The organism is Streptococcus oralis (genome assembly GCF_026782285.1).
In the GTDB taxonomy this organism is placed as follows: domain Bacteria; phylum Bacillota; class Bacilli; order Lactobacillales; family Streptococcaceae; genus Streptococcus; species Streptococcus oralis_CG.
This window is the reverse complement of record NZ_JAKUWG010000007.1, coordinates 504594-516890: the sequence shown is the minus strand read 5'-3', so window position 1 is coordinate 516890 and position 12297 is coordinate 504594. Positions and strand designations below refer to the sequence as shown.

Annotated in this window: 9 protein-coding genes; 8 read left to right on the top strand and 1 reads right to left on the bottom strand. The window is 40.6% G+C overall.

The genetic code is table 11. The annotated features are described in order from the left end of the window. Positions 1-99: 99 nt before the first annotated feature. From pulA to MK403_RS07665, 8 genes are all read left to right on the top strand, one after another. Positions 100-2385 carry a type I pullulanase gene (gene pulA, locus MK403_RS07700; RefSeq protein ID WP_268709484.1) on the top strand — a complete coding sequence of 762 codons (2286 nt, stop codon included), beginning with the start codon at positions 100-102 and terminating at the stop codon, positions 2383-2385. 195 nt (positions 2386-2580) lie between these two features. Then, positions 2581-4005, top strand: coding sequence for an NADP-dependent glyceraldehyde-3-phosphate dehydrogenase (locus tag MK403_RS07695; protein ID WP_268709483.1), 1425 nt, complete (start codon positions 2581-2583; stop codon positions 4003-4005). A 277-nt stretch (positions 4006-4282) separates the two neighbouring features. After that, a complete protein-coding gene (gene glgB / locus MK403_RS07690; protein ID WP_268709482.1) occupies positions 4283-6211 on the top strand; it encodes a 1,4-alpha-glucan branching protein GlgB in 1929 nt (642 codons plus the stop codon). Next, positions 6201-7343 carry a glucose-1-phosphate adenylyltransferase gene (locus MK403_RS07685; protein ID WP_000787259.1) on the top strand — a complete coding sequence of 381 codons (1143 nt, stop codon included), beginning with the start codon at positions 6201-6203 and terminating at the stop codon, positions 7341-7343. Before glgB ends, MK403_RS07685 begins: the two co-directional genes overlap by 11 nt. Then, on the top strand, positions 7333-8472 hold the full coding sequence (glgD, locus tag MK403_RS07680; RefSeq protein WP_000687022.1) for a glucose-1-phosphate adenylyltransferase subunit GlgD: 1140 nt from the start codon (positions 7333-7335) through the stop codon (positions 8470-8472). The genes MK403_RS07685 and glgD overlap by 11 nt, the downstream gene beginning before the upstream one ends. Continuing rightward, entirely contained in the window at positions 8469-9902 is a 1434-nt protein-coding gene (gene glgA / locus MK403_RS07675) for a glycogen synthase GlgA (RefSeq protein ID WP_268709481.1), read from the top strand. The genes glgD and glgA overlap by 4 nt, the downstream gene beginning before the upstream one ends. 61 nt (positions 9903-9963) lie before the next feature. Then, positions 9964-10608, top strand: a complete 645-nt coding sequence (gene serB, locus MK403_RS07670) for a phosphoserine phosphatase SerB (protein WP_268709480.1) — start codon at positions 9964-9966, stop codon at positions 10606-10608. Positions 10609-10617: 9 nt separating this feature from the next. After that, entirely contained in the window at positions 10618-11733 is a 1116-nt protein-coding gene (locus tag MK403_RS07665; RefSeq protein ID WP_268709479.1) for a glycerate kinase, read from the top strand. Here MK403_RS07665 and MK403_RS07660 read toward each other — a convergent pair. Next, on the bottom strand, positions 11730-12176 hold the full coding sequence (locus MK403_RS07660; protein WP_268709478.1) for a DUF1694 domain-containing protein: 447 nt from the start codon (positions 12174-12176) through the stop codon (positions 11730-11732). The two genes, MK403_RS07665 and MK403_RS07660, sit on opposite strands and share 4 nt — an antisense overlap. Positions 12177-12297: the final 121 nt, after the last annotated feature.

The following is a 12297-nucleotide window of genomic DNA, read 5'->3' as shown; positions in this document are numbered from 1 at the left end:
ATGTGTTTTGACATGGTTAAAATCTGTTGTCCATCGTGATGAAATGCCAACTGAATCCATCAGAATCAAATAAAATTAAAATAGAAATTAGGAAAAAACATGTACAATTATCCCGTTCTCCTCCATTTTCATAGAAAAAATGGAGATTATACAGCTTGCTCATTTAGCACAGACCGAGATGAAAACAAAAGCTCTTTAACTTCAGAGACCACTTATTTTGGTCTTCAGTTTTCTTTTACCGTGACCAGTCAGGAAAAGGTGGATAGTTTCACCTTCAAAGCCGAGATAGATGGTGTATTAAAAGAATATCTTGTACGTTTTAACTACTATCCCTTGCTAACAGAAGCATGGATTTTAGAGGGAGACGAGACTGTGTATTATTCAGAAAATCCAGCTATTGCTAGTCCATATTATAAGGATCAGAATCCATTTGCCTTTGATAAAGCCATCCATAGCGCAAGCTTTGATCATCACTGGGGATACCAAGGAGAACTAGGTTACAGCCTTTCAGATTATCAGACAAGTTTTAAACTTTGGGCTCCAACAGCTACAGCTGTTCAGGTGGTTGTCTATGAAAACACTAGTAACGATGCACCGATTTGGAAAACTTTTAATCTAGAGCGTGGTAATAGCTATTCATACAGCCATAAGTACAATACCATTGGTGTTTGGAGTGTAGACCTGGATGAAAATCTTGCAGGTAAAGCTTATCAGTATCAGATTGAGTTTCCGCACCATCAGACTTTGACACGAGATCCTTACACTATCGCTACAAGCCCTGACGGGAAACGTTCCGTAATTCTTTCTCATCAAGATAGACAAGTAGAAGGATTTGAAGTCAAACATGGGACAGAATCTCCTTGGCGCTTGGAAAATCCATGTAAAGCAGTTATCTGTGAAATGCATATTCGTGATTTTACAAAATCGCCTACATCTGGTGTTCCTGAAGAACTCCGCGGAACCTTCTTGGGTGCTGCTCAGACTGGAACAGTTAACCAGTACGGTCAAGCAACCGCCTTTGACTATATCAAAGAACTTGGTTGCAACTATGTTCAACTTCAACCTATCTTTGATCGTCATAAGGAATATGATCAGGATGGAAATGTAACCTATAACTGGGGTTATGATCCTCAAAACTACAATGCTCCAGAAACAAGTTTCTCTAGTAATCCAGACGATCCCGGACAGGTTATTCGAGACCTCAAGACCATGATTCAGGCTTATCATGATGCAGGAATCGGTGTCATTATGGACGTGGTTTATAACCATACCTTCTCAACAGTTGACGCTCCATTCCAGACAACTGTTCCCGATTATTTCTATCGTATGAATCGTGATGGAACTTTTCAAAACGGTACGGGAGTAGGAAATGAAACTGCAAGTGAACACGAGATGTTCCGCAAGTATATGATTGATTCCATCCTTTATTGGGTGAAAGAATACAATATTGACGGTTTCCGTTTCGACTTGATGGGCATTCATGATGTCAAAACTATGCAGGCAATTCGTTGGGCACTGGATGAGGTCGATCCGCGTATCCTCACTTATGGAGAAGGCTGGGATATGGGAACAGGTCTAGCTCCTTATGACAAGGCTAAGAAGGATAATGCCTATCAGATGCCAAATATAGGTTTCTTTAACGATAATCAGCGTGATGCGATCAAAGGAGGAGAAGTTTATGGAGCAATCAAATCAGGATTTGTGAGTGGTGCTGCTACAGAACCAATCGTCGCCAAGGCTATTCTTGGTAGCAGAGAGTTGGGATCTTATCTCAGTCCAAACCAAGTTCTCAACTATGTTGAAGCTCATGACAATTACAATCTTCATGACTTGCTAGCAACCCTTCATCCTGATAAGAGTTCCGACCAGATTATGCGCAAGGTTGAGACAGCGACAGCTATGAATCTTCTCATGCAAGGAATGGCCTTTATAGAACTAGGTCAAGAGTTTGGTCGAACTAAGTTGGTTCCAACTGGTGAACATGGAGAACTAACTCCTGCAGACCGAGAACGTGCTATGAATAGCTATAATGCTCCGGACAGTGTTAACCAAGTCAACTGGGATCTGATCAATGAACGCCAAGACAGCATTGAGTTTATTCGTCAGATTATCCGCCTAAAAACGAAAATCAGTGCCTTCTCTTATCCAACATATGAAGAAATTTACCGTCATGTCTTTGTCCATACAGCTGCTGAGAATAGCGGGTGGATTGTTTATGAGATTCACGGTGGAGGAGAGCACTTATTGGTGGTATTTAATGCTAAGGGAACCTCCTTCTACTTTGAGAATGCAGGTAAGCTTGAAATGTTCCTTACCAACAGTCGTTCAAAACAAGAAAATGTTATTGATGATATTAGTGTCGCAGTTTTAAAAGTGCTCTCATAAATTAGTGTAGTAAAAAGGGTTAGATTATCTAATCCTTTTTGTCATTTATGAGGTTTTTAATGAAGAGTAGAATTAAGTTTCAAATAATTTGAAGGATCAAGATTGTGAAAATAATCTCAATTTTTTCACAAAAAGGGTTGTAATTTTCTGAAAATTTGATAAAATAAGTCTTAATCATTTTCAGGAGGAAGAAAATTGGCAAGATATCAGAATTTAGTAAATGGAAATTGGAAATCATCTGAAAAGGAAATTACAATCTATTCACCTATTAATCAGGAAAAGCTGGGGACAGTACCAGCTATGAGTCAAGCTGAAGTAGATGAGGCTATGAAAGCTGCGCGTGCAGCTCTCCCAGCATGGCGTGATTTAGCACCAGTTGAGCGTGCAGCCTATTTGCATAAGACAGCAGACATTTTGGAACGTGATAAAGAAAAAATTGGTACAATTCTTGCCAAAGAGGTTGCTAAAGGGATAAAAGCAGCCATTGGAGAAGTAGTACGTACAGCAGATTTGATTCGTTTTGCTGCAGAAGAAGGTCTCCGTATCACTGGACAAGCAATGGAAGGTGGCGGTTTTGAAGCTGCAAGTAAAAACAAACTAGCCGTTGTCCGTCGTGAGCCAGTTGGTGTCGTTTTAGCTATCGCGCCATTTAACTATCCAGTTAACCTTTCTGGATCTAAGATTGCTCCGGCTTTGATTGCAGGGAATGTCGTCATGTTTAAACCACCAACACAAGGATCTATTTCTGGTCTCTTGTTGGCTAAAGCATTTGACGAAGCAGGAATCCCAGCAGGTGTCTTCAACACCATCACTGGACGAGGTTCTGAAATCGGTGACTATATCATTGAACACAAAGAAGTTAACTTTATCAACTTTACAGGTTCAACTCCAATTGGTGAGCGAATCGGTCGTTTAGCTGGAATGCGTCCTATCATGCTTGAACTTGGTGGGAAAGATGCAGCTATTGTTCTCGAAGATGCAGACTTGGAACACGCAGCTAAACAAATCGTCGGTGGAGCCTTTAGCTACTCTGGTCAGCGTTGTACCGCTATCAAGCGTGTCTTGGTTGTGGAAAGCGTAGCAGACAAATTGGCTGAATTGCTCCAAGCTGAAGTTGCTAAGCTAACAGTCGGTGATCCATTTGACAATGCTGATATCACACCTGTTATTGATAATGCTTCAGCTGATTTTATTTGGGGATTGATTCAGGATGCGCAAGGTAAAGGTGCCAAAGCACTCAGTCCAATCAAACGTGAGGGCAATCTCATTTGGCCGGGACTTTTTGATTATGTCACAAGAGATATGAAATTAGCATGGGAAGAGCCATTTGGCCCTGTTCTCCCAATTATCCGTGTCGCTGATGCGGATGAAGCGGTAGCAATTGCCAATGAATCTGAGTTCGGTCTTCAATCATCCGTGTTCACAAATGACTTTAAAAAAGCGTTTGAAATCGCTGAAAAACTTGAAGTCGGTACTGTTCATATTAACAATAAAACGCAACGTGGGCCAGATAATTTCCCGTTCCTTGGTGTAAAAGGTTCTGGTGCTGGTGTGCAAGGGATTAAATATAGTATCGAAGCGATGACAAATGTAAAATCCATTGTTTTTGATGTAAAATAACTTATAAAAATCAGGAAATAACATTCCTGATTTTTATTTTTACTAAAAAATCCAGTTAAAAATTGAAAAATAACGAATGTTTTGATATTATACTAAGAAAATATATGCAAATCGTTTATTTTTTTCAACAATTAAATGAAAAATTATATAATGTTAAGATATATTTTCTAAAATTTTCAAGATATTTTTTAAGAAATTCCGTAAACTGCTTGAAAGTTCTTTTAAAAGATAGTATAATAGAATTATAGAAAACGCTTACAAAAAGAAAGGGGATTGGATGAATAATCAAGAAGCATTGAGAACCTTCACTACTGGAGAAAATTTTCATCTCCAGCACTATCTAGGAGCACATAAAGAGGAAAAAGACGGAGAAATTGGTTTTACTTTCCGTGTTTGGGCACCTAACGCTCAGGCTGTGCACTTAGTTGGTGATTTTACAAACTGGACAGAGCATCAAATTCCCATGGTTCGTAATGAAGCAGGTGTTTGGGAAGTCTTCACAAGTCTGGCTTATGAAGGGCAGATTTATAAGTATCATATCACGCGTGCAAATGGGCACCAGATTATGAAAATTGATCCGTTGGCGGTTCGTTTTGAAGCCCGCCCAGAGACTGGAGCCATCCTGACTAATATTCCAGAGAAAAAATGGAAAGATGGTCTTTGGCTAGCTAGGAGAAAACGCTGGGGCTTTTTTGAGAGACCAGTCAATATTTATGAAGCTCACGCTGGATCTTGGAAGAGAAATCCAGATGGTAGTCCATACAGCTTTGCACAACTCAAGGAAGAACTCATTCCATACCTTGTTGAGATGAACTATACTCACATCGAGTTTATGCCTTTAATGGCTCACCCACTTGGATTGAGTTGGGGCTACCAGCTTATGGGTTACTTTGCTATGGAGCACTCTTATGGGCGACCAGAGGAGTTCCAAGATTTTGTTGAGGAATGTCATTTAAACAATATCGGTGTAATTGTGGATTGGGTTCCAGGTCATTTTACCATCAACGATGACGCTCTTGCTTATTACGATGGAACACCAACTTTTGAATACCAAGACCACAATAAGGCCCATAACTACGGTTGGGGAGCTCTTAACTTTGACCTTGGGAAGAATGAAGTCCAGTCCTTCTTGATTTCTAGCATTAAATTCTGGATTGAATTTTATCATTTAGATGGTATTCGAGTGGATGCAGTCAGCAATATGCTCTACCTAGACTATGATAATGCTCCTTGGACTCCAAACAAAGACGGTGGCAATCTCAACTACGAAGGCTACTATTTCCTTCAACGTTTGAACACAGTGATCAAGTTAGCTCACCCAGATATCATGATGATTGCAGAAGAAAGTTCATCAGCAACAAAGATTACTGGCATGAAAGAAATGGGCGGCCTTGGATTTGACTACAAGTGGAATATGGGCTGGATGAATGATATTCTCCGTTTCTACGAGGAAGACCCGATTTATCGTAAGTATGATTTTAACTTGGTAACCTTCAGCTTCATGTACGTTTTCAATGAAAACTACCTCTTACCATTCTCACATGATGAAGTCGTTCATGGTAAGAAAAGCATGATGCACAAGATGTGGGGTGATCGCTACAATCAATTTGCAGGTTTGCGAAATCTCTACACTTATCAGATTTGTCATCCAGGTAAGAAACTCTTGTTCATGGGAAGCGAATATGGTCAGTTCTTAGAGTGGAAGTCTGAGGAACAGCTAGAATGGTCTAACTTGGAAGATCCAATGAATGCTAAGATGAAGTACTTCACTTCTCAACTCAATCAATTCTATAAAGAGCATCGTTGTCTTTGGGAAATTGACACCAGCTACGACGGCATCGAAATTATCGATGCTGATAATAGAGATCAGAGTGTCCTTTCCTTTATTCGTAAGAGTAAAAAGGGTGAAATGCTAGTCTGTGTCTTTAATATGGCGCCTGTTGAACGAAAAGACTTTACAATCGGACTTCCTGTCGCAGGAGTTTATGAAGAAGTTTGGAATACAGAATTGGAACAATGGGGTGGTGTCTGGAAAGAATACAACCAAACGGTTCAAACTCAAGAAGGATTATGGAAGGATTATGAGCAGACCTTGACCTTCACCTTGCCAGCTATGGGAGCAAGTATCTGGAAGATTAAACGTCGCTTGAAACCAACTAAAACTGTCACAAATAAAACCCAAAAAGGAGTAGAAAATGAAGAATGAAATGCTAGCTTTGATCCTTGCAGGTGGGCAAGGAACACGTCTCGGAAAACTCACTCAAAGCATTGCCAAACCAGCAGTGCAATTCGGTGGGCGCTACCGTATCATTGACTTTGCTCTTTCCAACTGTGCTAACTCTGGGATTCACAATGTCGGTGTGATTACACAATACCAGCCTCTTGCCTTGAACAACCACATCGGAAATGGTTCAAGCTGGGGACTAGATGGCATTAATACAGGTGTTTCTATCCTTCAACCCTACTCTGCAAGTGAAGGAAACCGTTGGTTTGAAGGGACTAGCCACGCTATCTACCAAAACATTGACTACATCGATAGTGTTAACCCAGAATATGTTTTGATCCTCTCTGGAGACCATATTTACAAGATGGACTATGATGACATGCTTCAGTCTCATAAGGACAACAACGCCAGTTTGACAGTAGCTGTTCTAGATGTGCCTCTCAAAGAAGCTAGTCGCTTTGGTATCATGAATACAGATGCCAATAATCGTATCGTTGAATTTGAAGAAAAACCAGCCGAACCTAAGTCTACCAAAGCTTCTATGGGAATCTATATTTTCGACTGGAAACGTCTACGCAACATGCTAGTAGCCGCTGAAAAGAGCAAGGTAGATATGTCAGACTTTGGTAAAAACGTTATTCCAAATTACCTTGAGTCTGGAGAAAGCGTTTATGCTTATGAATTCAAAGGCTACTGGAAAGACGTTGGTACTATCGAGTCTCTATGGGAAGCAAATATGGAATACATTGATCCAAATAACGCTTTGGATAGTCGTGATCGTCAGTGGAAAATCTACTCACGGAACTTGATTTCACCACCAAACTTTATTGGAAAACACGCTCATGTAGAAGATTCTTTAGTTGTGGATGGCTGTCTCGTGGATGGAACTGTTAAGCATTCCATTCTCTCAACAGAAGCGCAAGTACGTGAGGGTGCTGAAGTAGTAGACTCTGTAATCATGAGTGGTGCCATTATCGGAAAAGGTGCAAAAATTAAACGTGCCATCATTGGTGAAGGTGCTGTTATTTCTGAAGGTGTCGAAATTGATGGAACAGACGAAGTACAAGTAGTAGGATATGATGAAGTAGTGGGGGTAGCAACAGATGAAGATTGATAAATATTCAGCCATTTTAGGAAACACCGTTGGTTTTCACGATATGTCAACTTTGACAGATCATCGTCCAGTAGCCAGTTTGCCATTTGGAGCAAAATATCGTTTGATCGACTTCCCTCTCTCTAGCCTTGCAAATGCTGGTGTTCGTAGTGTCTTTGGAATTTTCCAACAAGATAATATCAGTTCAGTCTTTGATCACATTCGTTCAGGACGTGAGTGGGGCTTATCTACCCTTCTCAGTCACTACTATCTAGGTATTTATAATACGCGTGTTGAAAGTAGCACAGTTGGGAAAGAATATTACCAACAGCTTCTCACTTATTTGAAACGTTCAGGATCAAATCAGACGGTTGCACTTAACTGTGATATCGTGGTGAATATTGACCTCAATCAAGTATTCCATTTACATACTACTGCCGGTCGTCCGATTACAGTTGTTTATAAGAAATTACCTAAAAAGGATATTTCAGATGTTAATGCCATCTTGGAAGTCGATGAAACAGACCGTGTTCTTTCTCATAAACTTTTTGATGCCAAATCAACAGATGAACTTTTCAACATGTCTACAGATATATTCGTCGTTGATACTCCGTGGTTGATTAAGCGTTTGGAAGAAGAAGTTCAAAAAGAATACCCAGAAAAATTACGCTATGTTTTACGTGAGTTGGCAGCTAAAGAAGGTGCTTTTGCTTATGAATACACTGGCTACCTAGCCAATGTTCACTCTGTTCAGTCCTATTATCAAGCCAATATTGATATGCTGGAGTCTCAAAAATTCTACTCTCTCTTCTCACCTAACCAAAAGATTTATACCAAGGTTAAGAATGAAGAACCAACTTACTACTCAAACACTTCTAAGGTAAGTACTTCGCAGTTCGCCTCTGGTAGTATCATAGAGGGTGAAGTAGTTCAGTCGGTCCTATCACGTAATATTCACGTTCATAAGGATAGTCTAGTTAAAGACAGCCTTCTCTTCCCACGTGTTGTGATTGGTCAAGGTGCCCAAGTTGAGTATGCAATCTTGGACAAAGGGGTTGAAGTTGCTGACGGTGTCGTTATTCGCGGTACTGCAGAACACCCAGTTGTAGTCAAAAAAGGCGAAAAAGTTACAGAGGATATTCATTCATGAAAATTTTATTCGTAGCAGCAGAGGGTGCGCCCTTTTCAAAAACAGGTGGTTTGGGAGATGTCATTGGCGCTCTTCCAAAATCACTGGTAAAGGCAGGGCACGAAGTTGCGGTTGTCTTACCTTACTATGACATGGTAGAGGCTAAATTCGGCGACCAGATTGAGGATGTTCTTCACTTTGAAGTGAGTGTAGGATGGCGTAGACAGTACTGTGGTATTAAGAAGACCGTCTTGAATGGTGTTACCTTCTACTTCGTAGACAATCAAACGTATTTCTTCCGAGGTCATGTTTACGGAGATTTCGATGATGGTGAACGTTTTGCCTTCTTCCAACTGGCTGCTCTTGAAGCCATGGAGCGAATTGATTTCATTCCAGATATTCTCCATGCCCATGATTATCACACCGCTATGATTCCTTTTCTCTTGAAGGAAAAATACAGATGGATTCAGGCATATCAAGGAATCAGAACCGTTTTAACTATTCATAATTTGGAATTCCAAGGTCAGTTTTCTGAAGGAATGTTGTGGGATTTGTTTGGTGTTGGTTTTGAACGCTATGCTGATGGGACCCTTCGTTGGAATGACTGTCTTAACTGGATGAAAGCAGGTATTCTCTACGCGGATCGTGTCTCAACCGTATCGCCTAGCTATGCACATGAGATTATGACTAGTCAGTTCGGTTGCGGTTTGGATCAGATTCTTCGCATGGAGTCAGGTAAGGTTTCAGGTATTGTCAATGGTATCGATGCAGATCTTTATAATCCTCAAACAGACCCGCTTTTAGACTATCATTTTGATAAGGATGACTTGTCAGGAAAAGCACAAAACAAAGCAAAATTGCAAGAGAGAGTTGGTTTACCAGTACGAGCAGATGTTCCGCTAGTTGGGATTGTCTCTCGTTTGACACGCCAAAAAGGCTTTGATGTTGTTGTTGAAAGCTTGCATCGTTTCTTGCAAGAGGACGTTCAAATCGTTCTTTTAGGAACAGGAGATCCTGCTTTTGAACATTCCTTCTCATGGTTTGCTCAAGTCTATCCTGACAAGCTATCAGCGAATATCACTTTTGACGTCAAACTTGCTCAAGAAATCTACGCAGCTTGTGATCTCTTCCTCATGCCAAGTCGTTTTGAACCATGCGGCTTGTCTCAAATGATGGCGATGCGCTATGGAACTCTACCATTGGTTCATGAGGTTGGTGGTTTGCGTGATACAGTTCAAGCTTTCAATCCAATCGAAGGAACTGGAACAGGCTTTAGCTTTGATAATTTAACACCATACTGGCTTAACTGGAGTTTCCAAACAGCCTTGGATGTATATAAGTACCAGCCGGACGTTTGGAAAAATCTACAAAAACAAGCTATGGAATGCGATTTCTCATGGGATACAGCCTGCAAATCTTACCTGGACTTGTACCATAGTTTAGTCAACTAATAGATAAAATCGTATGATTCTTTCATACGATTTTTGGGCTGTTTAGAAAAGAGGAGAAGTGATGACTCAAGTAAAAGGCCTGTGTGTCATGGACGTTGACGGCACCCTGATAGCAGAAGAAGTGATTGACCTTTTAGGAAGAGAAGCAGGTTGCGAAGAAGAAATATCGCAGATTACGAGTCAGGCGATGCAAGGTGAACTAGACTTTGAAAGGAGTTTACGAGCGAGAGTGGCTTTGTTACAAGGTCTTCCGATTTCGGTCTTTGATACTGTCTTCAAATCCATTCATCTTTCCCAAAATGCTCAAGAATTTATCTCCATACTTCAAAAGAAGGGCATTCTAGTTGGTCTAGTGTCTGGTGGATTTGCACCAATAGTTGAGAGATTAGCAAAATCCCTCGGTATTTCCTATTTCTCTGCCAATCAGTTGGAAGTCAGAGATGACTTTTTAACAGGTAAATTAGTTGGTGAAATTGTGACAGGTCAAGTAAAACAAGGTACTCTTGAGAAATGGAGAAAGGAATTAGGACTTCCCAAAGAAAAAACGATTGCTATCGGTGATGGTGCCAATGACCTCTTGATGTTAAAGACAGCAGGACGTGGTGTAGCCTTTTGTGCCAAAGAAGTCGTAAAAGCTGAGATAGCTTGTCATGTAGATACGAGGGATTTTTTGGAAGTTCTACCTTTGATTGATTTCTTAGAATGAGAGGGAACTATGAAAATTGTAATTGCACCTGATTCTTTTAAAGAAAGTTTGGCGGCAGAAGAGGTCGCTCAAGCTATAAAAAGAGGATTCCAAAAATCGATAGCAGATGTAGAATGTCTGCTCTGTCCTGTTGGTGATGGTGGGGAAGGAACTGTAGATGCTATTCGACATTCTCTTGAACTCGAAGAAAAATGGCAAGAGGTTACGGGACCTTTTGGGCTAAAAGAATCCATGCGCTACTTTCAAAAAGGTCAAATAGCGCTCTTTGAAGTTGCTGACTTGGTTGGTTTAGGAAAGATTCCGCAGGAGAAACGAAACCCTCTTCACATCCAAACTCGAGGTATCGGAGAATTGATTTGCCATCTCATTGATCAAGGGATGAAAGAAATCTATATCGGAGTTGGTGGTACGGCTAGTAATGACGGTGGAACAGGCATCGCTGCTGGTTTAGGTTATCGTTTTTATGATAAGAATGGAAAAGAATTGCCAGCTTGCGGTCAGACTTTGCTTGAGTTCGAGTCAGTTTCAAATAGCAAGTTGTATAGGATTCCTAAAGATGTGAAAATCCGCATTTTAGCAGATGTCGTGAGCCCTCTATGTGGTCATCAAGGGGCAACCTATACATTTGGAAAGCAAAAGGGCTTAGATCCTGCTTTGTTTGCGACAGTAGATCTGGCTATACAGCGGTTCTATGAAAAATTCTCACCTTCAACCCTGTCTCTGAAGGGAGCGGGAGCTGGTGGTGGGATTGCTGCTGGACTCTGTGCCTTTGCTGAGGCCTGTATCGTATCTGGTATTGATACTTGCTTGGATTTGATTAACTTTGACAAGAAAGTTGCAGGGGCCGACTTGGTTATCGTCGGAGAAGGCAGACTGGACTGTCAAAGCTTTGCTGGGAAAGCTCCTATCGGTGTAGCAAAAAGAACCCCTAACGGAGTTCCTGTTATTGCTATTTGTGGTAGTCTTGCTGACGATTTGCCTCCCCTACCATTCGAAAATATACAAGTAGCCTTTTCCATTTTAGAGAAAAGTGAACCTTTGGAAGACAGTCTGAAAAATGCAAGTCTCTATTTGGAGCACACAGCTACTAATATTGGCCGTTTATTAAAGTTGAGGAAGGATTAACCCAACCATTTTTTCCAGATAGATTTTTTAGGTGGCTCTGCCTTTTTCTCCTCCCAAAGACTTGAAAAAGCAAGTCTAAGGTCCTTTTCTTCTACTTGAACAGGTTCATTTGTATGAATGACAAGACCGAAAGGAGAGGTGATGTGATCGTCTGAAACAATAGTCGCCTGACAGTTGCTTTCCTTTGCTTGTTTTAAGTAAAAGACCTGTTTGTCAAACTCGATATTTGGTGAGATCTTCACAAAAAGTGCCTCTACCTTTTCTTGAAAACTTTCTAAAATAGAGAAAAATCCATGTTCTAATTCAGAACTATTGGCAGTACTGATATCCGCGTAGCCAAGAACTCTTTCCTCGAAAGTGCCGAGATAGCGGCGTTGTTCGCCTGGGTTTAATTTCGGTCCACCATGAGCTTTTTCTAGTAGTTGTTTTGATAAATCTGTCATAAAAACAGTATATCACAAAAATCGCAAGAAAACAGACAAAAGAAAGCGATTACTTTATAAAGTTAAGGAAAATTTGCACAAAGATAACGTTTTTTCTTGAAAAACGCTTATTTTTAAGGTA

Bases quoted from the DNA above. Each gene is read 5' to 3' on its own strand.
- pulA (WP_268709484.1), top strand. From the start codon at position 100: ATGTACAATTATCCCGTTCTCCTCCATTTTCATAGAAAAAATGGAGAT.
- glgB (WP_268709482.1), top strand. From the start codon at position 4,283: ATGAATAATCAAGAAGCATTGAGAACCTTCACTACTGGAGAAAATTTT.
- MK403_RS07685 (WP_000787259.1), top strand. From the start codon at position 6,201: ATGAAGAATGAAATGCTAGCTTTGATCCTTGCAGGTGGGCAAGGAACA.
- glgD (WP_000687022.1), top strand. From the start codon at position 7,333: ATGAAGATTGATAAATATTCAGCCATTTTAGGAAACACCGTTGGTTTT.
- glgA (WP_268709481.1), top strand. From the start codon at position 8,469: ATGAAAATTTTATTCGTAGCAGCAGAGGGTGCGCCCTTTTCAAAAACA.
- serB (WP_268709480.1), top strand. From the start codon at position 9,964: ATGACTCAAGTAAAAGGCCTGTGTGTCATGGACGTTGACGGCACCCTG.
- MK403_RS07665 (WP_268709479.1), top strand. From the start codon at position 10,618: ATGAAAATTGTAATTGCACCTGATTCTTTTAAAGAAAGTTTGGCGGCA.
- MK403_RS07660 (WP_268709478.1), bottom strand. From the start codon at position 12,176: ATGACAGATTTATCAAAACAACTACTAGAAAAAGCTCATGGTGGACCG.